General features: G+C 47.3%; 24 protein-coding genes. 15 read left to right on the forward strand and 9 right to left on the reverse strand.

The genetic code is table 11. From position 1 onward, the window contains the following. Nucleotides 1-2: 2 nt before the first annotated feature. From ACLPHM_RS05690 to bfr, 10 genes are all read left to right on the forward strand, one after another. Nucleotides 3-1,055 carry a zonular occludens toxin domain-containing protein gene (locus ACLPHM_RS05690; RefSeq protein ID WP_430220282.1) on the forward strand — a complete coding sequence of 351 codons (1,053 nt, stop codon included), beginning with the start codon at nucleotides 3-5 and terminating at the stop codon, nucleotides 1,053-1,055. Beyond that, complete coding sequence (locus tag ACLPHM_RS05695; protein ID WP_430220283.1) at nucleotides 1,056-2,303, forward strand: type II secretion system protein GspD; 1,248 nt, start codon at nucleotides 1,056-1,058, stop codon at nucleotides 2,301-2,303. It begins immediately after the preceding gene. A 106-nt stretch (nucleotides 2,304-2,409) separates the two neighbouring features. Continuing rightward, entirely contained in the window at nucleotides 2,410-2,694 is a 285-nt protein-coding gene (locus ACLPHM_RS05700; RefSeq protein ID WP_430220284.1) for an EexN family lipoprotein, read from the forward strand. Nucleotides 2,695-2,715: 21 nt separating this feature from the next. Then, nucleotides 2,716-2,895 carry an antitoxin VbhA family protein gene (locus ACLPHM_RS05705; RefSeq protein WP_430220285.1) on the forward strand — a complete coding sequence of 60 codons (180 nt, stop codon included), beginning with the start codon at nucleotides 2,716-2,718 and terminating at the stop codon, nucleotides 2,893-2,895. A 364-nt stretch (nucleotides 2,896-3,259) separates the two neighbouring features. After that, entirely contained in the window at nucleotides 3,260-3,811 is a 552-nt protein-coding gene (locus ACLPHM_RS05710) for a hypothetical protein (protein WP_430220286.1), read from the forward strand. A gap of 413 nt (nucleotides 3,812-4,224) precedes the next feature. Further along, a complete protein-coding gene (locus tag ACLPHM_RS05715; protein WP_430220287.1) occupies nucleotides 4,225-4,734 on the forward strand; it encodes an SUKH-4 family immunity protein in 510 nt (169 codons plus the stop codon). A gap of 45 nt (nucleotides 4,735-4,779) precedes the next feature. Beyond that, nucleotides 4,780-5,082, forward strand: a complete 303-nt coding sequence (locus tag ACLPHM_RS05720; RefSeq protein WP_430220288.1) for a hypothetical protein — start codon at nucleotides 4,780-4,782, stop codon at nucleotides 5,080-5,082. Nucleotides 5,083-5,288: 206 nt separating this feature from the next. Then, entirely contained in the window at nucleotides 5,289-6,044 is a 756-nt protein-coding gene (locus tag ACLPHM_RS05725; protein ID WP_166407652.1) for a maleate cis-trans isomerase family protein, read from the forward strand. A 43-nt stretch (nucleotides 6,045-6,087) separates the two neighbouring features. Further along, on the forward strand, nucleotides 6,088-6,987 hold the full coding sequence (locus ACLPHM_RS05730) for a LysR substrate-binding domain-containing protein (protein WP_430220289.1): 900 nt from the start codon (nucleotides 6,088-6,090) through the stop codon (nucleotides 6,985-6,987). Between the two features lie 153 nt (nucleotides 6,988-7,140). Then, nucleotides 7,141-7,626, forward strand: coding sequence for a bacterioferritin (gene bfr / locus ACLPHM_RS05735; protein ID WP_430220290.1), 486 nt, complete (start codon nucleotides 7,141-7,143; stop codon nucleotides 7,624-7,626). Between the two features lie 70 nt (nucleotides 7,627-7,696). On the opposite strand, the gene ACLPHM_RS05740 is transcribed toward bfr, so the two are convergent. From ACLPHM_RS05740 to ACLPHM_RS05750, 3 genes are all read right to left on the reverse strand, one after another. Then, nucleotides 7,697-8,452 (reverse strand): class I SAM-dependent methyltransferase, encoded by a 756-nt coding sequence (locus ACLPHM_RS05740; RefSeq protein WP_430220291.1) that lies wholly within the window; start codon nucleotides 8,450-8,452, stop codon nucleotides 7,697-7,699. A gap of 87 nt (nucleotides 8,453-8,539) precedes the next feature. Continuing rightward, complete coding sequence (locus ACLPHM_RS05745) at nucleotides 8,540-9,679, reverse strand: acyl-CoA dehydrogenase family protein (protein WP_430220292.1); 1,140 nt, start codon at nucleotides 9,677-9,679, stop codon at nucleotides 8,540-8,542. A 331-nt stretch (nucleotides 9,680-10,010) separates the two neighbouring features. Beyond that, nucleotides 10,011-10,700 (reverse strand): tellurite resistance TerB family protein, encoded by a 690-nt coding sequence (locus tag ACLPHM_RS05750; protein ID WP_430220293.1) that lies wholly within the window; start codon nucleotides 10,698-10,700, stop codon nucleotides 10,011-10,013. A gap of 183 nt (nucleotides 10,701-10,883) precedes the next feature. Between ACLPHM_RS05750 and ACLPHM_RS05755 the strand changes: the two genes are divergently transcribed. Next, nucleotides 10,884-11,633 (forward strand): SDR family oxidoreductase, encoded by a 750-nt coding sequence (locus ACLPHM_RS05755; RefSeq protein WP_430220294.1) that lies wholly within the window; start codon nucleotides 10,884-10,886, stop codon nucleotides 11,631-11,633. A gap of 125 nt (nucleotides 11,634-11,758) precedes the next feature. On the opposite strand, the gene ACLPHM_RS05760 is transcribed toward ACLPHM_RS05755, so the two are convergent. Beyond that, nucleotides 11,759-12,529: a class I SAM-dependent methyltransferase gene (locus ACLPHM_RS05760; RefSeq protein ID WP_430220295.1), complete on the reverse strand. Its 771-nt coding sequence runs from the start codon at nucleotides 12,527-12,529 to the stop codon at nucleotides 11,759-11,761. 175 nt (nucleotides 12,530-12,704) lie between these two features. Here ACLPHM_RS05760 and ACLPHM_RS05765 point away from each other — a divergent pair, with 175 nt between their 5' ends. The 3 genes from ACLPHM_RS05765 (at nucleotide 12,705) to modD (ending at nucleotide 14,400) form a co-directional block, all read left to right on the forward strand. Beyond that, on the forward strand, nucleotides 12,705-13,046 hold the full coding sequence (locus ACLPHM_RS05765) for a two pore domain potassium channel family protein (protein ID WP_430220296.1): 342 nt from the start codon (nucleotides 12,705-12,707) through the stop codon (nucleotides 13,044-13,046). Nucleotides 13,047-13,123: 77 nt separating this feature from the next. After that, nucleotides 13,124-13,480 carry a DUF6693 family protein gene (locus ACLPHM_RS05770; protein WP_430220297.1) on the forward strand — a complete coding sequence of 119 codons (357 nt, stop codon included), beginning with the start codon at nucleotides 13,124-13,126 and terminating at the stop codon, nucleotides 13,478-13,480. A 56-nt stretch (nucleotides 13,481-13,536) separates the two neighbouring features. Continuing rightward, nucleotides 13,537-14,400, forward strand: coding sequence for a ModD protein (gene modD / locus ACLPHM_RS05775; protein ID WP_430220298.1), 864 nt, complete (start codon nucleotides 13,537-13,539; stop codon nucleotides 14,398-14,400). 120 nt (nucleotides 14,401-14,520) lie between these two features. On the opposite strand, the gene ACLPHM_RS05780 is transcribed toward modD, so the two are convergent. Then, nucleotides 14,521-16,524, reverse strand: a complete 2,004-nt coding sequence (locus ACLPHM_RS05780) for a DUF4139 domain-containing protein (protein WP_430220299.1) — start codon at nucleotides 16,522-16,524, stop codon at nucleotides 14,521-14,523. 629 nt (nucleotides 16,525-17,153) lie between these two features. Between ACLPHM_RS05780 and ACLPHM_RS05785 the strand changes: the two genes are divergently transcribed. Then, nucleotides 17,154-17,819 carry a hypothetical protein gene (locus ACLPHM_RS05785; protein WP_430220300.1) on the forward strand — a complete coding sequence of 222 codons (666 nt, stop codon included), beginning with the start codon at nucleotides 17,154-17,156 and terminating at the stop codon, nucleotides 17,817-17,819. Here ACLPHM_RS05785 and lysC read toward each other — a convergent pair. Genes lysC through ACLPHM_RS05805 form a run of 4 tightly spaced genes read right to left on the reverse strand, consistent with a single transcriptional unit; the run spans nucleotide 17,809 to nucleotide 19,052 of the window. Beyond that, nucleotides 17,809-18,042 carry an Rz1-like lysis system protein LysC gene (lysC, locus tag ACLPHM_RS05790; protein ID WP_430220301.1) on the reverse strand — a complete coding sequence of 78 codons (234 nt, stop codon included), beginning with the start codon at nucleotides 18,040-18,042 and terminating at the stop codon, nucleotides 17,809-17,811. The two genes, ACLPHM_RS05785 and lysC, sit on opposite strands and share 11 nt — an antisense overlap. Next, nucleotides 17,942-18,280, reverse strand: a complete 339-nt coding sequence (locus tag ACLPHM_RS05795; RefSeq protein WP_430220775.1) for a hypothetical protein — start codon at nucleotides 18,278-18,280, stop codon at nucleotides 17,942-17,944. Before ACLPHM_RS05795 ends, lysC begins: the two co-directional genes overlap by 101 nt. Next, nucleotides 18,262-18,810, reverse strand: a complete 549-nt coding sequence (locus tag ACLPHM_RS05800; protein ID WP_430220302.1) for a glycoside hydrolase family protein — start codon at nucleotides 18,808-18,810, stop codon at nucleotides 18,262-18,264. The genes ACLPHM_RS05795 and ACLPHM_RS05800 overlap by 19 nt, the downstream gene beginning before the upstream one ends. Continuing rightward, entirely contained in the window at nucleotides 18,807-19,052 is a 246-nt protein-coding gene (locus ACLPHM_RS05805; protein ID WP_430220303.1) for a holin, read from the reverse strand. The genes ACLPHM_RS05800 and ACLPHM_RS05805 overlap by 4 nt, the downstream gene beginning before the upstream one ends. Between the last annotated feature and the right edge of the window lie 23 nt (nucleotides 19,053-19,075).

The raw sequence follows: 19,075 nt of genomic DNA on the forward strand, positions 1-19,075 counted from the left end.
TTATGCCAATAAATGTCTATACCGGCTTAATGGGGTCGGGCAAAAGCTATGAGTGCGTGTCCTCGGTCATCGTGCCAGCAGTTAAAGCAGGTCGTCGTGTTGTCACGAATGTAGACGGCATCGACAATGATGCCATTCGTGCATATTGCCAAGACAAGTACGATATCGCACCAGAACAACTGGGATCGGTTGTGCATTGTAAGAACGAGGACGTAGGCAAAGCCGACTTCCTACCTCACGGCGAGAATGTCGATACTTTTTGTCAGCCAGGTGACATCATCTGCATTGATGAGGCATGGCGCTTCTGGGGTACTGACTGCAAGCTCCTGACTGAACACAAGGTTTTCTTCCGTGAGCATCGTCACTTCGTTCATCCCGATACTAAGGTGTGCTGCGACCTAGTGTTGATGGTGCAGGATATTTCCGACCTGCACCGCATCCTCAAGGTTGTGGTGGAGGTCACTTTCAAAACCACCAAGATCAAGACGTTGGGATTGAACAAGACCTACCGCGTCGAAATGTGGGAGAGCTACAAACTGACGCTGAAAGGCCGTGTAGCTGTAGAGAATAAGCGATATGACCCGCAAATCTTCCCGCTCTACAGCAGCTATACCGGCGGTGCAGGCAAAGAGCTACAAGTCGATGGTCGCCAAAACATCCTAAAAAACCCCTGGCTTTGGATTAAGGTGTTGTTTTTCTTAGGTTTGGCCACCTTTGGTATCTATAATTCGCTTTCCTTTTTCAGCAGTAAGGCCATATCAAAAAAACCAGCAAATTCAATTACTTACACCGATTTCAAGACAAATTCAGCGTTACCAGATTCTGCATCAGTAGCACTTCCCCAACCCCGACAAACTGTATCCACTTCTTGGAGGCTAGTCGGAACCATGCAATCAGGCAAAACCGCCTACACAGTCATCCAATCTAATGATGGTCGTATGCGACTTGAGCACCCTTCCAATTTCCAAAATAGCGGCTCAACAGCAATTGGGGAGGTTGATGGCGAACGTATCACCTCCTGGAGCGGTCACAAACCTACATCTAAAGGCAAATAAATGAAACTTCGAATCCTAGCTTCTATCTTATCTTTAGCTGTAACAGGAACAGCTCAGGCTAAGCTGGTTAATCTCGATTTGCAAGGCGCAAGCATAGCTGAAACAGTACAGCTTATTTACAGGGAATCTACTAATACCCCATATGTACTGGCCCCCGATGTTCTTGAGGATGAGCGATTAATCTCATTCAGGTACAAGGATAGTCAGGGTAAATTCCCACTTTTCATGCAGTATTTTTTAGATAGCTTGGGCTATACAGTAGAGCGTAAGTCTGGGGTGGATTTTGTGCGTAAACGTGTCGACGGTGAGCCTCCAATTCAGGCCGAACACATCTACATTTATCAACCACGTTACCGCGAAGTATCTTACCTATCTCGTACCCTGACACCTTTATTCAAGGGGTCATTTGTTACAAACCGCACTGTCCGGGCCACACCTGGAGCAAGCCCCAAAAGTGATGTCCCTGTTTCCTCGGCAGCCTCATTGATTGATCAATCTTCGGACGTATTAGTGTTTGCAGGTGCAGAAGAAGAAATTCAACGTTTGCGTGAACTATTGCCCCAAGTTGATCAACGAATTGGAGAAGTAGCAGTACGTGGGCTGGTATATGAAGTGAGCAACACAGACCGTCAAGGGTCAGCCTTTGGACTATTGGCAAACTTACTAGGAGGAAATGTAGGCATTGGTATAGGTTCTACTGCTACAAACCTAGGTAACTTCATCCAAATCAAAAATACCAGTCTGGATGCTGTTTACTCTGTTCTATCAAGTGATAGTCGTTTCAAGGTAGTGTCATCACCCGCCCTTCGTATCCAGTCAGGTTCACAAGGCATTTTCTCGGTTGGTCAGGAGGTCCCTGTACTTGGAGCCCTATCGTATCCACAAGGCGCAGGTCAAGCCGTTCAGTCTGTTGAGTACCGGAGTTCCGGCGTGATATTTGATGTCCGACCTGTAGTGAAGGAAAGCATTATTGATTTAGATATCACACAGCAGCTTTCCAACTTTGTAAAAACAACGACTGGGGTCAATAACTCGCCAACATTAACCAAACGAGAACTAAAGACAAAAGTAGGTATGGAGGATGGTGATGTCATTGTTTTAGGTGGACTCACTGAAAGCAAAGACTCTAATACCCGTGACGGCCTCAGTTTTCTTCCTAGGTTCCTGCACACCACTGGATATGAGCAATCCAGTAGTGAAATTCTTTTAGTGCTTCAGGTGCAGAGAGTACCTGGACCTAACTCATAGCCCTTGGTCATGACCAAGGTTTTGATGCGAGTTGACCATATAAGCTGAAGCAAGGAGAATTGTTCTTAAATTAATTAAACATATTCTGGAACGGCGGCTTTTTGAAATGAAAAAATCACTAATTTCTGCGTTGTTGTTTTCTGTGACAGTTCTCGCTGGCTGTGGCGAGAGTGAAGTAACACAAACTGTTGACTACTATAAAACTCACGATGTTGAGCGTAAAGAAATGCTTGAAAAATGCAGAAATGAAATGGGTGCAAAAGCCGCCACATCCAACAACTGCATCAATGCAACCAAAGCCAATACCGCACTTGAAGTTAGTCCCAGCAGAAACACTTATACTGAACTGGAGGTTCTTAAGCCTTCTGATTTGAGTGACCTAGGAAAATAATCAAAAATATACAGGTGATTTATGAGCTCAAACCAGATCGAACGTAGAGCTGCTGCTGAGTCTGCCCTGGCCTCAGTACGACTTGAGGGGTTTTCTGTTCCAGAGGACACGTTAGTTGAGTCTGAAAGATATATTTCTGGCGAAATTGATTTTCAAGAGTTTATAAATCGACTCTACCAACAAGCCAAAAAAGAGGGTTAATTAGGTTTTTTACAATTTAGCCTGTGCTTTAACTTAAATGGTGACAGGTCCTCTACCTGGTCAGCTGATCTGTGTCACCAAACCTGCACTCTGAGGCTATGTTGCCATGTCAAGGACGGGCACGGAAGCCGCAGCCCGGAATGCCCGGGACCGGGTGAGTACCCGGCGTAGCGAATCCTTGACACAATCCTGATAAAACACGCTTTAGGTTGGGTTGCTGGGTGCTTTTTTGCCCTGCAACCCTGCCTAGCGGCGAGCGTGAGACGTGTGGTAATGCTCCATTTATTTACATTTAGTACCGGAAATGTTACCTTTCAGCATTCCACAAGTGCTAGTTAATACATTTGCATAGATATGGTGGTGTATGGATATAAATATTGAAAATATAGCTAAGCTTCTAGCGCCGATTCTCACCGCTATTATTGGTTTTATTCTAAAAAAATATTTTGAAGCTCGTCCAAAGCTAATAAATTTTTTAATACATGCCTCTGCAATTCCACTTGGGGATGGAACAGGAAATGAGGTTAATACTCATAGTATTGTTATAAGGAATGCGGGAAAGAAAACAGCTCATAATGTCCGCTTGGGCCATAATTTCCTTCCGGCGTTTAACGTTTTCCCAGCAGTGGCATATAGCACAGTGCCTGGACCAAACAATTCGGTGGAGTTGATTTTTCCTACGCTAGTTCCTTCTGAACAAATTTTTATTTCATATTTGTATTTTCCACCAAATTTGTGGAGCCATGTGAATACTTATTGCAAGTCTGATGAAATGAATTCCAAGTATGTGAATGTAACCCCAACCATACAGCCAAGTAAAATTCAGTTATTTGTTTTTTGGGCTCTTATTTTTATTGGGGCATCAACGCTAGCATATTGGCTGATTTTTCTTTTTTTGGCATGGGTCGGTGCTTAGTCCTGTAAAAAATGTCAACATACTGTCAACCGCATAGCAAAACACAGAGTACCTATAGCAACGGATTAATTATCTAACCACTTGATTGCAAAGACAAAGCAACATCAATGCTTTGCCGTAAAACTGAATCATAATCCGCAGGTCCCCTGTTCGAATCAGGGATGAGCCACCAAGATAAAGAAAAACGGCCTACAGCAATGTAGGCCGTTTTTTTATGCCTGTTTAGTATTACTAGAACAATGAAGCCACCCAAACCACAGGGTGGCTTTTTTGTTTTCTGCAGCATGGGGAAAAAACTTCATTGGCAACGCAAAGCCGTAGCAGATTAGAATCTGCCTACAGCACCAGCGGCCTTCGCACAAAAGCCCTGCATCATCACACATACAAAACCAAACTTATCCAGCACAACCACCATGCCCCTCTCATTCAAACAACGATTCTGCGCCGGACTGCCGCAGATGCCGCCAGAGTTAGATCTTCAACTTGATGCGTTTATTGTTTTCGAGAGCGAGTCTTTGCCGGATGATATGGGTGCCGATGCCAAACAACTACTGTTAGCCGAAGGCTTACCGGAAAGTGCCCCACCCTTTCTGAGTTTTTCTACCTACTCTACTGACGACATAGAAAGTCTGCGCGCATTTGGCGATATCCCTGCATCATTCTTCCCACTTGGGCAAACGGCCTATGGTGACCTGCTAGGCATAGATACTGACACCAAAGAGATCGTCTACTTCAATCATGACAACAATAATCAGCGGGTTTTTATTAACACCAGCTTGGCACAATTTTTAGAATGCTTGTGCGTCTATCAGGAACACCTGCATGCTGAAACGCAAACCTCCCCACTGAATGCCATTGAACAAGTCGACCCGCCCGCCGTACAACCAGACACTATGTGGCATACCGAGGCGCTATCTGATTAACAACTTAGAAATGCAGCCCTCTAACCAATACCATCACAACACACTATGCTCAAAATCGTGTTGAAGTTTATTCCCTACTTGGTAGCGCTACTCTGTGGCCTGCTTATTATTCCTTGGGTACTAGGCGTGCCAGGCAATTTCACGCCTAGAACGCAGTTAGGGTGGACGACGGGATTAATTGCGATGGTCGTCTATTTAGTGCTATACCAAATCGCCAAATCCACCGCCAAGTTTTCCTCGCCCAACAAAACAAAACCAGGTACAAAAATAGATAGCTTATTGGTCATTGCCGCCTGCTGCGTACTTCCTGTTATGGCATTTGCTGCAGTGCTTTTAGTGTGTGAGTAGGCGCAGCGGCTTTTACTTATCCCCTTACAAGCACTCACACCCGCAACGAACCTCCGCTCATAACCACCCTACACATCTACGCTAGGTAAACAGCTCAGCTCCCACCATCGCCATTTGCGATAGCACGTTGACCGAATGGCGCTTTACCCCTCTGCCCCACCCTCGCAAAATAGATGCATAACTATTCATCTAGTCGAGGACACAACATGAAAACCTACCGCATTGGACAAGTCGTTCCCAGTTCTAACACCACCATGGAAACTGAAATTCCAGCTATGCTGCAAGCACGCTATGCTGAGTTTCCTGACGAGCGTTTTACTTTCCACTCATCGCGTATGCGCATGATGAAAGTAACACCTGAAGAACTCAAAGCCATGGACATTGCCAGCGACCGCTGCGTGTTAGAGCTTAGCGATGCCCGCATGGATGTGATGGCCTACGCGTGCTTGGTTGCCATCATGGCTCAAGGTGATGGTTACCACCGCGTATCCCAAGAGCGTCTACAAAAAGTCGTTACCGACAACGGCGTGGATATTCCTGTGCTGAGTTCTGCGGGCGCCTTGGTTGAAACCTTGAAAGAATTCAACTTCAACAAAGTGTCCATCATCACCCCTTACATGAAACCCCTGACGCAGCGTGTAGCGGACTACATCCGCGCGGAAGGCGTTGAAGTGCTAGACACCATCAGCCTAGAAGTTGCAGATAACCTGGAAGTTGGTTTGCTGAACCCTGAAAATCTGCTGGAACACGTTAAACGCTTGGATTACAAAGATGCAGATGCCGTCGTGTTATCAGCTTGCGTACAAATGCCATCACTAGCAGCCATTCAACGTGCGCAAGATATGATTGGCAAACCTGTACTGTCAGCCGCGGTATGTACGGTTTACCAAATGCTGAAAACACTAGGTCTGGAAACACGTGTACCTAATGCTGGCCACATTTTGTCTGGCGTTAAACCCTAATCTCTGCCACTGAATACGGCGAAAAAACGCTATGATGTCATGCATGAAACTGGACTTGCTGACATTAAAGCTATTCGTTCGTGTTTTAGAGGAAGGGACCATCAGTAAGGCGGCAGAGCTGGAACATATAGCCAGCGCCGCTGTTAGTCGCCGTCTTGCTGATCTTGAGCATCACCTAGATACTCCCCTGCTTCATCGCACCAACAAAGGTATTAGCCCCACCCCTGCCGGGGTAGAGCTGTTGTACCGTGCGCGTGCGTTACTGAACAATGCTTATGATCTGGAAACGCGCTTACACGCCTACGCCAAGGGCCAACACGGCCAAGTACACATCATGGCGAACACCTCGGCGGTCACGCAATTTCTACCTGCTGTTCTGGGGAAATTTGCGCAGCAGTTTCCTCAAGTGCAATTGCAGCTAGAAGAAAAAAGTAGCCTGGATATTATCAATGCGCTGTCTGAAGGTAAAACCGAGATAGGCATCTTCACACGCCTACCCTTTCAGGCCAGCATTGAAACTTTCACCTTTAGGCATGACGAGCTGGTAGCACTGGTGCCGCAATCGCACCCATTGGCTCAGTTCACTGAAATAGACTTTATCCAAACGCTGGATTATGCCCATATTTCGCTGTTCGCCGGCACACACATTCATTATCAAATCAGTAAGATTGCGATGGAACACAATCGTGCGTTGTCCATCCAAACCGAAGTGTCTGGCTACGATGCCATGTGCTTGCTGATTAATGCCGGTATAGGGATTGGAATTTTGCCGCGTGAAAGTACGCAGATCTACCATATACCCAATACCCGCACCATTGCGTTACGCGATACTTGGCGCTCACGTGAGTTACTTGTAGGCGTACGTAAACAAAGTGAGCTATCGCCCAGCGCGGCCAGTCTTCTGGCGCTACTCTTAGCTGAAGCGCCCACTCAAGCGCAGTAACCTGACGCAGCAGCACGTCTTGTAAATAATTCCAACACCTTTGTTTCTTATCAACGATTAGTCACACCTTCAGCTTGTCCGCTTATTTCCTCAATACAACGGATCAATCTATACTGTAGGTATTGTTAAATAAATCATCGTTTTGGAGCGTATATGCAAGGCCACCCGGAAATCATCGCATGTTTGAATGAGCTGCTGCGTGGCGAGCTAGCTGCTCGCGATCAGTATTTTGTGCACTCTCGTCAGTACGAGGATCAGGGTTTCCTGAAGCTCTACGAGCGTATTAACCACGAAATGGAAGAAGAAACGCAACACGCCGATGCGATTTTGCGCCGTATTCTGTTCCTGGGTGGCAAAGCCGACATGCGCCCTCACGCTTTCACTCCTGGTGATACCGTAGAGCAGATGCTACAAAAGGATCTGGACACCGAATACAGCGTGCGTGACAACCTGAAAGCCGCCATGGCTCTGTGCGAAAGCCTAGGTGACTTCAACAGCCGCGACATTTTGTTGGCTCAATTGCGTGACACTGAAGAAGACCACACCTACTGGTTGGAAAAACAACTGAACCTGATCAAGCAAGTAGGTTTGCAAAACTACCTGCAAGCCAAAATGGGAACAGATGACGCACAAGGCTAACTGCCACATGGGGCTTGTATACCAAGCCCCTACGCGCTCACAGGCCACACCCACTTAAGTTGCGTGTGGCCTAGTTTTTTGTCCCTTCCACACTAATGAGTTCGTCGCTGCTTTGTGGTGCACGACCATATTCGTAACCACCTGAAACCACGACGTTGACGAAGCCTGCCAGTTTCAGTGCCATGCTGATTTCGCTAGGACTCCACCAACGCAATACAAACTCTTCCAACTCGGTGCGTTGTAACTGACCATTTTCCCATAGTTCGTAACGGTGTAGCTCTGTGCTGCGTTGATTGGCATAGTCCATGCTCAACGGCGTGCTAGCCAGTGTCACCATGCTGTGCTCACCCACCTGCCATTTGCGCAAAGATGGCTGGCTAGTGAAGATAGCTTGAGCCGCATCCAGATCCAGCATCAATCTACCGCCTACATTCAATTGCTGGTAGAAGTTGCTCAACACGGTACATGCCGTCTCAAAAGAGTCTATAAGCTGAAACGTGCCTGCAGGGATAACGATGGCATCAAATCGCGGCTCAGACTGATAGCTGGCAAAATCACTCTGTACTAGCTCGGCTTGCAATTGATGTTCTTGCAATGCCAAACGAGCCACCTCTAACATGTGCGGCGACGCATCGTAGCCCACCACCGTTTTATTCGCTCTCAACAAAGGAATAAGGAACCTGCCGTTACCTACACCAGGCTCCAAGATAGGGCCATTCACATCACGTAACCGCTCTAGGTAATATTCCACATCACCAAAAGACACGCCTACTGGTTTATCCGTTTCATAGACTAGCGTAGACAACTGACCGTACTTGTTCTTCATTGTTTTTTACACCTAAAGCTCACGCCGACATCACTGCCGACGTGATCGCTACTTCATAGAAAGCGGGGATTATATCCCTTCTGCGTTTTATCGCCCACGCATCAACGATCTGCCAATGAGCATGCGTTGGATATCGTTTGCCCCTTCGTAAATCTGCGATACCCGTACATCACGGTAGATTCTCTCTACAGCGTAGCTCTTGGTGTAACCACTACCACCATGAATTTGTATTGCGTCCGAACAGATTTTGGCGGCAGCCTCTGATGCAAACACTTTTGCCATGGAAGCCTCTGTTAAACATGGCCTACCGGCGTCTTTCAACTGAGCGGCTCGCCACACCATTAAGCGCGCCGCATCCAGCTGGATAGCCATATCAGCCAGACGAAAGTTCACGGCTTGATGTTCGATGATAGGTTTGCCAAAAGTGATACGTTCGCGTGCGTAAGCCGTGGCGGCATCAAGCGCAGCACGGGCCATACCGACGGATTGTGCTGCAATCCCTATTCTGCCCTCTTCCAAATTCGACAATGCAATGCGATAACCATCACCTTCTTTACCTACTAAGGCATCTACAGGCACGCGGCAGTTCTCTAAGACTATCTGCGCCGTATCGGATGCGTTTTGGCCCATCTTTTCTTCAATGCTAGACACAATATAGCCAGGCGTAGAAGTAGGCACTAAAAAGCAGGAAATACCTTTTTTACCCGCAGCTTTATCTGTCACCGCAAAGACAATTGCCACATCGGCATTTTTCCCCGAGGTAATAAACTGCTTCACGCCGTTCAATACCCAGCTATCACCTTCTTTGACTGCTGTAGTCAGCAGTGCCGAGGCATCTGAACCGGCTTGCGGTTCGGTCAAACAAAAGCAACCTAGTTTTTGTCCGCTGGCTAAAGGCCTGAGCCACGTTCTTTTTTGTTCGTCTGAACCATACTTATACGGTATGCCGCACACCAGCGAATTCTGTACAGACACAATGGTAGAAGTAGAACCATCGCCCGCTGCTATTTCTTCTAACACCAGCACTAAGGTCATGTAGTCCATACCCGCACCGCCCAGCTCTTCAGGAATAGCTACCCCAAATGCCCCTAATGCTCCTAATCCCTCCAGAGCAGATTTGGGAAACGTATGATCACGATCCCACTGTGCTGCAAACGGGGTGATTTTCTGGTGTACAAACTCACGAATAGAATCTCGAACCATTTCATGTTCGGGCGTTAGAAGCATAATTTAACCTTTACTCTGTATTCAAAATTAAAAAACACCGGCGCAATTTCTTGCTGAACAACGTCATAGTGTTGCATTAACAAAGTAACGAATCTAGCTAGTAGATACCACAAGGTTATCCACTGCTACTGTTGATAAGGTTGGGGATACCGTTTGCACAGCCAGCGGCAAGCCCCTATCCATAAGGCTTTTCACTAACCTGAGCAGTTTTTATACACATCTAAGACTGCTACCAGCGTTTCGCTTGGTAACACTTCAGGCACCTCCATAGACAAAAAAAGAGGACAAGGAAATTTCTTCCTTGCCCTCACAGCCCGCCATGCACTCGTCGTTACGCGGTCACTTGCAAAGCGGTTTGCTCTAAATGCTCTTTCAACCCTGGTTCTAGTTGCAGTTGTTTGGATAATTCATCCAAATACGCTTTTTCCATAAATGAATCAGCTTCGGTGATTAATACACTGACCAAGTACACCTCGGCTTTTTCTTCAGGGGTAGTCGCTAACTTAGCAATCGCTGAAGGGTCTGCCGGGCCTTCCAACTGAGCCGTAATCCATTGTTGCTCTGCTGCCCCTGCTGGTAATTTTGAAAACTCCGCATCTAATAATGCTTGCTCTTCTTGATTGATATGGCCATCAGCTTTAGCCGCAGAAATCATCGCTGCCAACACTAAACGGCTTTGATGCTCCAACACGGGAGCGGGCAACTGCGCAAACTGACTTGGTGTAGTTGGCGTTGATGCGGCAGCAGGCTGACCACCTTTTTGCTTCCAATCGCCATAGGCACGGTACGCTAATGCGCCAATAGCAGCCACACCACCATACATAGCCACTTTACCACCTACTTTTCTAAACTTCTTATTGCCCAATAGCAGCGCCAATGCACCGCCTGACAATGCACCGCCCGCAAAGCTCTTTACTGAGAAAGAATTAGAAGACGCCTCTTCATTCTTCGGGGTAGTGGCTGATTTGGTATAAGCCTGAGCGGATTGCATCAACTGCTGCAAAACATTCTGTAGCGACATGAGGCTTGTACTCCAAAAAAATCGTAAGAAGTAGTTGGATAAACATTGCTAACTTTAGTTCAACCAGCACTCGTCATTTCTACGTGTTGAGTCCTAGTGATTTTAAGACTTAGGCCCGGTTACGCTATGATCGATGCTAGGCTTTAACAAGACTCCCACATCAATAAATACCAAGAGACAAGCATGCACACACGTTTAGAACGCAGCATTATTGTGACCGGAGGCTCACGTGGTATTGGCGCAGAAATCGTTAAGCTCTGCACGCAAGCAGGCTATGACGTGTGCTTCACGTACAAACAACACAGTGATAAGGCCGCTGTCTTAATAGAGCACTGCCACGCTCACGCCGGCAAAGCTGTTGCCATACAAGTCGATAGCAATGAGCCTAAAGGTATGGCGCGTGTATTTCAGAGCGCGCAGCAGCTTTCCCCCTTGTATGGGTTAGTCAACAATGTAGGGATCACGAGCCACATACAGCCCTTCCATCTCACTGATGAGGCCACACTACGTCATGTGTTTGATGTGAACGTCATCAGCACCATGTTGATGAGCCAACACGCTATACGCTACTGGCTACAGCATCAGTTGGCCGGCACTATTGTGAATATTTCGTCCATTGCCGCCAAAACCGGATCGCCGAACGAGTATGTGCACTACGCCGCATCCAAAGCAGCCATTGAGACCTTCACGGTAGGGTTGGCTAAAGAAGTTGCTACACAAAGCATCCGCGTGAACGCCGTTTCACCCGGTATTACCCATACGGATATTCATGCCTTATCCGGTGAGCCAGATAGAGCGCATCGGCTTGCTTCTAGAATACCTATGCAGCGTGCCGCCCAAGCCTCTGAGATCGCTGAAGCGGTATTGTGGCTGCTATTGCCCGCATCGTCGTATGTGACGGGGGCGGTGATTCCGGTGGCGGGTGGGTTATAAGTATTTATCCCCATAAACTGTGCATAAGGTTGGGGATTGTTGGGTAACAGCTTGCTGCGACCCAACAGATACGTGCCCCTTAGGTACATGGAGCAATTTTTATACAGCTACACGTTACGCATTCATCATGCCTTCGCACGGCAACAAAACAGGGCCGTTGACATGGTGAAGCTCCCCTCTTCCTCGTAGAACAAGGCCTCGTGCACTTGTTTAGGAGCCCCTTGCTGTAAGGCACGTATGGCTTGCACATTCAGTTCTGGCGTACGCATACGAGTCACCCAACTGCTGAACTCTAAACGCACTGGCCATGCTTGCTTGTCTTGCACCTCAAAGCCAGCATCTGCCAACATACGTCGCCATTCTGTTTCTGCGTAATCACGCACGTGCGAGGTGTCGCGCAGCACCTCAATGGTCTGGAAGTGTGTATCCACTAATGGGTTTTCGTAACCCAATACATCAATCACTAGCAGTACACCACCAGGTTTCAGAACGCGTCTAGCTTCGGACAACGCTGCGGGTACATCTCCCCAATGATGCGCACTGTAACGTGTGGCCACCACATCAAACGAAGCATCGGCAAAGGGTAAACGCTCTACCAAGGTTTGTAAGGTTTCAATGTTATTGAAGTTTCGCTGCTTTGCAGCCTCTGCTACGACTTCCAACATACTGGGGGAAGCATCAGCCGCCACCACTTTAGAGAGCACAGGAGCCAACGCAAAACTCAAATGCCCTGCTCCACAGCCCAGATCCAACCCCACGCTAGAGGCTGGCATATGTTGTGCTACATACGCAGCGGCGGTTTTCAGATCGTCGCCTTGTGCATGTACGGCACTACTCAAGTAAGCACTAGCCTGCGAGTCGAACTGGTTAACGACAGATTCACTATGGGTACGCATATTCATTCTCCTGATAAACAGTGTCTACCCTAACAGCTCTGTAAACCAGTACAAGACCATTGCTGATACTGGTATAAAAAACACCTGTAAAGCCTTTATCAGTTTTCGCCCTAGCCGTAGTACCACGGGGTACACTCTCGCTGTTTATATCGGTATTTTCTTGGAGAGTATGGCGATGTATGAGAAAAAAGGGAGCCCTCTTTTAACCAGAAAGGACTTTCTAAAACGCATGTTCTTGCACACACTTGCTGCGCTGCTATTAATTTTCTTAGTGTTTATATTTGGCGTATTAGGGCAAGTAGCTGTAGAAGATATCTCACTACACGACGCTTTTCTGAATACTGCGCTTTTACTTGGCGGTATAGGTACGCACAGCATGCCCCAGAGCATTGCAGGAAAGCTATTTATTGCCGTTTACGGCTTTATCACCGGGTTACTTTTCCTTGCTTCTATAGGTGTGATTCTAGCCCCAGTGGCGCATAGAATTATGCATAAATTTCATCTAGATGAAGATTAAGACGCCTCTGCAGTCGCTGCGCGTCATTTTAATTTTCATTTAAGAATCACTTTTACTCTACTCTTCAGGATCCCACTATGAATGCGCAATTCAGCCCTTTGCAATTAAAGTCCGAACTCACCATCACAGAAATCATTGGCCACGGCATTATCTGGATCTTGCTGAGTATTGTGACTTTTGGCTTGGCACTGTTTGTGTTTCCCTACTACATGCAGAAATTCATTATTAGCCAAACCTATGCGTATGATCAGCAAGGCAATTGCGTGGGTAGATTGGTCTGCACCATCGATCTAGCCAGCATTATTGGCAATATTGTGTTGTGGGCCATCATTAGTGTACTGACACTGGGCTTAGGCTATTTGATTTTCATGTACAAAATCAATGCACACTGCATGAGCCACACCAAACTGGTGGATAGCAATCTGGTGCGTTAAGCGCTACCTACAGTACCCTATAGCGTTAAACCCTTTTACTGTTGAGGTAGCCGCTTATGAGTCTAGCCCCTGTATATTTTGACAACGCCATGTTGGAAGACTGGCTTCAGGAAGACATAGGCTACCTAGACCTCACCAGCACCTTGCTGCAATTGGGAAACAAGCCTGCCCGCATAACGTGGCGTACTCGTGGCGCTACGGTCAGCGCTTGCACCGAAGAAGTAGTACGCCTACTGCAATCGCGTCAGGTTACACACATCAAACACTTACCCAGCGGTCAACATGCCGCTGATGGTGACATACTGGTAGAAGCAGAAGGCCCTGCTCAAGCCTTGTTAGATGTTTGGAAAGTTGGTCAAAACCTGCTGGAATACGCTTGCTCGGTTGCTCTGCGTACCCATCAACTGGTGGAAGCCGTTAAACAACTTAACCCCCATGTAGGCATACTGACTACCCGCAAACACCCACCGGGTTTGCGACGCATCGCTGTTAAATCCACGATGGCTGGCGGTGCCTGGCCGCACCGCTTAGGGCTATCTGAAACCATCTTAGTGTTCCCCCAACACCGTGCGCTCTTGGCTGAAAATGGTTGGACAGAAGTCAAAGAAAGACTACGCCAAAACGCCAACGGCTTAGCAGAAAAGAAAGTGGTGATAGAAGCAGCCACGCTGGAAGAAACACTACTGGCTGTAGAGGCGGGTGCTGATGTCATCCAGTTCGATAAGGTCGCGCCTGCACAATTACGCGAATGGTGCGCCCCGCTACGTGAACGCTACCCGTCGTTAAAACTATTGGCGGCCGGCGGCATCAACAAAACGAATGCAGCAGACTATGCCAACTGTGGTGTTGATGGGCTGGTGACCAGTAGCTTGTACTACGGCCCACCCGCCGATATTAGTGTGAGTATTCAGAAAATCTAATCGGTCTCTCGTGAGGTTGCCGTCCACACCAGTACTCTAAAATTCACGCATGCAACATGCGTAGCTGATGCGATACCTCACACATAAAAAAGGGCTGTCACTGACAGCCCTTTTCAGCATTTATAGTTTGCTTAATGCTTCTTGGAAACGCTGACGTGCTGCTTGCCATTGCTGATTCTGCTCTTCTGACAACTTACGCAGTTCAGCAATGCGGTCTTCTAGACTCTCTAGCTGTTGAGCAAAACGTTGTCCCAAATTGCTTTGGTCACTCACCGCCCCAAGGTTCTCACGCACACGAGCTTGTTCTTCAACTTGCTCGTCCAGCAGCGACTGCGTGTGCTGCCAATCTTGCTGTGCAAGGCTTTGTTTCTCGCGCAATGCTAACAGCTCAGGCATTGCCGCTTTCCATTTCGCATTCAACCCGCCTTGGTTCCAGTTGTACAACACACTTTCACTCACATCATCCAGTCGCAACTCTTCCGCATCTAAACGACTAAAGGTGGCTTGTACTTGCAGGGTTTTACCGGCTGGTACAGTCAATCGCAGTCTATAGCTCTGGCTAGTTTGCTCGGTTTGGGCTGCACTGGTGAACTCCCAACCTTCCTGACGTGGGATGTCGATAATAATCTGGCGCTCTTCTTGTGCTGCACCCTGTACGTTATACGTCCATAGCTGGCTTTGCTTCCATGTACTTAAGGCTACGCCATTCGCCACTTGTGTCTGTGTGATCTCACGAGCGGTTGTGTGCTCTTGCTGAATTTGTACTTTGTTATCTCTAGCAAAATAAATCAGCCGTGCTTCACCACTAGGCAAACCGCTAAGTTGCGCATCGCCTATGTGACCTAGCTGACGATCAAACACTGTGATGATCCCTGGAGGCAAGCTGCTATCTAGCGTGTTCTTCAGATAAATAGCGGCACTAGGATGAGGACTACTTTGATTCTGAAAGTAAACAGACACATCCTCGGCTTGTACCTGCTGATCTTGGAAAGGTACTGAAATAGTTTGCCCACTGGCCGCAGTGACGGGATCCGGAATAGTAAAACGCACTACCGTTTGGCCTTCATCCGTAATCGCTGCTGTACCACCGGCAATCCCAGCAGAACCTCCTCTACCCCGTTCCTGCATTCTTTCTTCCCTCACCACCGCTGACTGTACCGCCCGCTTCGCCATCATGGGTGCCGCAACAGGTGCAGGCGCATAATCCGCAAAGTTCGCTGCATAATTATCCGGTTCGGGGGCGGTACTACTGCCTACCGCGATGGGCAGCTCTGGACGTGTATGCCAGTACTGCTGCAACAATGCCTGCTGATACACCACTGGAGAACCAGAGCTAAGGGTTAGGCTGATATTGTCCCAATTCTCGCCCGTTGTATTCTCCACCACTGCCCAGGCCTGAAGTCTGGCTTTATTATCTTTATCTAACAAAAGCCTATATGTGGTTTTCCAAATAGGGGCAGCAATCAAGTAGCGCAGCTCTAGCTCTTTAGCTTTGGTAGGAGCCAAAGACAGGTGCAATTCGCGACTGTTATCGTTGGTCTGCCGTGCCAGAATTTGGCTGGCTTGCTGCAATTGCTCTTGAATGCGAGCATCCAATACCTGCAAGCTGCTGTCTGGGCCTAGCTCTACCGTTTGCACTTGCCCTTCGGTACTAAGCAACGATAAGGAATATACCGTTTTCTTCTCTTGTTCTTGCGCATCTACACCTAGCAAGGTGCCTCGAATGCTGCGCCCTTGTGAATAGGCTTGCACCTCTACACCACGCAAACTACTGGCCAACGCATGAATAGAGCTAAGGCTATATTCGTTAAACGGTAGCCCCGCCAAACTGCTGTCTAGAGGCGCTTGGCCCGCTAGCGTTAGGCTTTGAATGCGTTGCTCTGCATCCGTAATCAGCAGAGTTTTGAGCACATCATCAACTTGGCTCAGGGGCACGGTTAAGCTGACTGGACCTTGTTCAGGAATAGCGACTTGTCTCACTACCTCGGCAATACCTGCCGTAGACAAACTGATTTCACGTATGGAGTCTGCCCATGTTGCGCCACCCCACAAGCAAAGGCTAAGAGTAAGGCTAAGACGAGTAGTAACACCAAGCCTAGCAACAGACAAAGGTAGAGCAGACATAAACATATTCCTAGTAAAAACAGTACGAGAATTATGTAGTATTGACCTGCCTTGCGTAGCATTGCAAGGTAAGCAAAGCTAACAAAACAAAAAGGGCACACTTTTCAGTGTGCCCTTCTGTTTACTGGTGGAGCCGGCGGGAATTGAACCCGCGTCCAGCGCGTTTAGCCGTTAGGAATTGCGCTTGAACTTCAACGGCTTACAACTGCGAGTTTGCATGCATTATGCTGTCCGTGTGAAATCGGTGTGATTTGGAGCAACCGACTAAGAGAAGTGGGTGCATTGCGCATGCTCCACGCGCGCACACTTAGTAACGTCTGCTCTCTTTGGATGCCTTAAAATCCTGTTTTTATAATCAGTATTCAAAACCATGCCAAACCACCCCACACTGATTACTGAAGCCACAGTGCAATGCGGTTGCTCATTTCCGGGGGAAAGCGCCAGTGCATGACTGCTTGAAATCACGTATCGTATAACCGCACTCCAACCAGATGAGTCTTATAGATATGCTACCAATAACCCAACATCGCCGTATCCCATTCACCTTGGTTTAAACTATCGATACTACCCAGCACACTCACGGAAAGACGTATAATAAAGCTTTCTCTTAGAGTACTAAGTCTTAAAAAATGGCAGATAAAAAAACAAAAATAGAAAACTCCACAAAATTAATAATATACCTAATATTATGGTATTTTTATGCCTATCTTTTTTATGTAGGATATTTTGACTACTTCAATATTCCTATTTCATTATTAAATATTGACTTAAGTGACTTAATCCCTCTTGGGATAAGCCTGGCATTTATAGGGCCTTTATTTTGTTTTTTTCTCATTACCCTGGCAAAGGACTATCTAAAATTCCTAAATAAAAAATCACCATACATTTCTTACTGCATAGTTATTCTATTTATACCTCTATTATTCATACACCTAACAAACTACGCAAGGCCTTACTTACTCATATGGAGTTTTGTTGAGGCCTTACTTATATTTATTCCAATCTTAGCGTTAGAAAAAAACAAAACAAAAACCGAAGAAAAGACAAAAATAGAAAAAACACTATCTGATATATATTTATCTGTTGTTTTATTAGCAATAGTATCACCAACCTTAGGATACATATACGCAAGCAATAAAACCCTAAACACAGCAGTAAACGGATACACAATAATAAAAACAAATGGATTTACCGCAATAGCAAAAAAAGACCCAAAAAACAAAAAAGAATATATCAGAATTATAAATCTAGAAGATAAACATATAAAAACAATAAAAAACAAAACTACCAATTAGAAAGAACATCATTTTTGCTAGCGCAAGCAAGATACTGAAACACCAACTCAATATAAGCTTTGCTCAACACATCCCACGAGTCAGTATCTAGCTCAGGGATAGTCGGGCAAGGCTCTGACAAGTTAGCGGGAAGCGTTGGCCTCACGTATCCCTTCGTTGATGCGCTGCAACCGCTCAGAATCAATACGGCAATCAGCAGGCAAAGGCTTTTCAATTTCAACACGGGTATACCTCTCTATAACTGTAGGTTTGACAGCATTCAGAGCGTTTATCCGCTCCTGTAGCTCGATGGAGATAAGTGCTAGGCGCTCCGACTCATCACGGAACGCCTCCAGATCGGCAACGTACTGGGCGTTTTGGCAATCAACCTGCCCAGCCCTGTACTGGATACCCCCATACAGCCAAACACCCACAAAAAAAGCCGCTGCAATAGCGGCCCCTGTCATTGTGCGTCCAAGCATTTCTGATTCCTTTCTAGCTGTCGCTCCCATACACCCCAGCACTGTCTATTCCCCGGAGTAGAGCAATCAAAGCCCGCTGCGTACTTATATAAAAGCAATGAACCGCATGCCTTCAGATAATCACCATTCAGCAAGTGACGACGCATAGACGATTTACGCCACGTTCCAATCCCGTACTGCCCAACAAAATCCAGATACAGGTCGTACTCTTCCTGGTGCAACTTAACGTCAGGCAAGCTTGCATGAAACATCCGCTCATCACCGCTCATGAGATTACGCGCCAGTTGCTCTGCGCGTTCGCGTGTAATCGGCGGGTCTGTCATCTTCACCGACGTACCATCTTCATAGCGCGTAGAGCCGTGACCAATGGTAGGCACATCGCCTTTCGTTGGAATGTGCGGAGCCAGCAAAGTCTGACCATCGGCTGCGCGTACAGGCGTACTCTCACCTTCATTTGCCACCCAGCCCGCAAAGCCTGCAGCGCTCACAGTTAGCAGCGCCACAGCTATTCGTTGTCTTAATGCACTCATAGCTCGCACTTGTCCTTTAGCGCGGCCAGCTGCGCTTGATGCATTTCCTTCTCTCGCTTATCGCGCCGGTGCTGAAAGTAGAGGTTTGCAAACAAACCAATCACAGCCACCAACACACCCGTCAATCCCAGCCAGTTCACCTCTGCCCACCAACCAGTCGCCCCAACACCAGCACCTATAGCCATTGTTTTGTTGGCCGCTGATATCCCAGTTGCCTCTACTGCAACCTCTCTCAAATTCATGGTTTTAATCCTTTGGGGCTGCA

The organism is Paenalcaligenes sp. Me131 (assembly GCF_050487225.1).
Lineage (GTDB): Bacteria > Pseudomonadota > Gammaproteobacteria > Burkholderiales > Burkholderiaceae_B > Paenalcaligenes.

What these genes read in the sequence shown, in the direction of transcription:
- ACLPHM_RS05690 (WP_430220282.1), top strand. Translation starts at nt 3, where the DNA reads ATGCCAATAAATGTCTATACCGGCTTAATGGGGTCGGGCAAAAGCTAT.
- ACLPHM_RS05695 (WP_430220283.1), top strand. Translation starts at nt 1,056, where the DNA reads ATGAAACTTCGAATCCTAGCTTCTATCTTATCTTTAGCTGTAACAGGA.
- ACLPHM_RS05700 (WP_430220284.1), top strand. Translation starts at nt 2,410, where the DNA reads ATGAAAAAATCACTAATTTCTGCGTTGTTGTTTTCTGTGACAGTTCTC.
- ACLPHM_RS05705 (WP_430220285.1), top strand. Translation starts at nt 2,716, where the DNA reads ATGAGCTCAAACCAGATCGAACGTAGAGCTGCTGCTGAGTCTGCCCTG.
- ACLPHM_RS05710 (WP_430220286.1), top strand. Translation starts at nt 3,260, where the DNA reads ATGGATATAAATATTGAAAATATAGCTAAGCTTCTAGCGCCGATTCTC.
- ACLPHM_RS05715 (WP_430220287.1), top strand. Translation starts at nt 4,225, where the DNA reads ATGCCCCTCTCATTCAAACAACGATTCTGCGCCGGACTGCCGCAGATG.
- ACLPHM_RS05720 (WP_430220288.1), top strand. Translation starts at nt 4,780, where the DNA reads ATGCTCAAAATCGTGTTGAAGTTTATTCCCTACTTGGTAGCGCTACTC.
- ACLPHM_RS05725 (WP_166407652.1), top strand. Translation starts at nt 5,289, where the DNA reads ATGAAAACCTACCGCATTGGACAAGTCGTTCCCAGTTCTAACACCACC.
- ACLPHM_RS05730 (WP_430220289.1), top strand. Translation starts at nt 6,088, where the DNA reads ATGAAACTGGACTTGCTGACATTAAAGCTATTCGTTCGTGTTTTAGAG.
- bfr (WP_430220290.1), top strand. Translation starts at nt 7,141, where the DNA reads ATGCAAGGCCACCCGGAAATCATCGCATGTTTGAATGAGCTGCTGCGT.
- ACLPHM_RS05740 (WP_430220291.1), bottom strand. Translation starts at nt 8,452, where the DNA reads ATGAAGAACAAGTACGGTCAGTTGTCTACGCTAGTCTATGAAACGGAT.
- ACLPHM_RS05745 (WP_430220292.1), bottom strand. Translation starts at nt 9,679, where the DNA reads ATGCTTCTAACGCCCGAACATGAAATGGTTCGAGATTCTATTCGTGAG.
- ACLPHM_RS05750 (WP_430220293.1), bottom strand. Translation starts at nt 10,700, where the DNA reads ATGTCGCTACAGAATGTTTTGCAGCAGTTGATGCAATCCGCTCAGGCT.
- ACLPHM_RS05755 (WP_430220294.1), top strand. Translation starts at nt 10,884, where the DNA reads ATGCACACACGTTTAGAACGCAGCATTATTGTGACCGGAGGCTCACGT.
- ACLPHM_RS05760 (WP_430220295.1), bottom strand. Translation starts at nt 12,529, where the DNA reads ATGCGTACCCATAGTGAATCTGTCGTTAACCAGTTCGACTCGCAGGCT.
- ACLPHM_RS05765 (WP_430220296.1), top strand. Translation starts at nt 12,705, where the DNA reads ATGTATGAGAAAAAAGGGAGCCCTCTTTTAACCAGAAAGGACTTTCTA.
- ACLPHM_RS05770 (WP_430220297.1), top strand. Translation starts at nt 13,124, where the DNA reads ATGAATGCGCAATTCAGCCCTTTGCAATTAAAGTCCGAACTCACCATC.
- modD (WP_430220298.1), top strand. Translation starts at nt 13,537, where the DNA reads ATGAGTCTAGCCCCTGTATATTTTGACAACGCCATGTTGGAAGACTGG.
- ACLPHM_RS05780 (WP_430220299.1), bottom strand. Translation starts at nt 16,524, where the DNA reads ATGTCTGCTCTACCTTTGTCTGTTGCTAGGCTTGGTGTTACTACTCGT.
- ACLPHM_RS05785 (WP_430220300.1), top strand. Translation starts at nt 17,154, where the DNA reads ATGGCAGATAAAAAAACAAAAATAGAAAACTCCACAAAATTAATAATA.
- ACLPHM_RS05795 (WP_430220775.1), bottom strand. Translation starts at nt 18,280, where the DNA reads ATGCTTGGACGCACAATGACAGGGGCCGCTATTGCAGCGGCTTTTTTT.
- ACLPHM_RS05800 (WP_430220302.1), bottom strand. Translation starts at nt 18,810, where the DNA reads ATGAGTGCATTAAGACAACGAATAGCTGTGGCGCTGCTAACTGTGAGC.
- ACLPHM_RS05805 (WP_430220303.1), bottom strand. Translation starts at nt 19,052, where the DNA reads ATGAATTTGAGAGAGGTTGCAGTAGAGGCAACTGGGATATCAGCGGCC.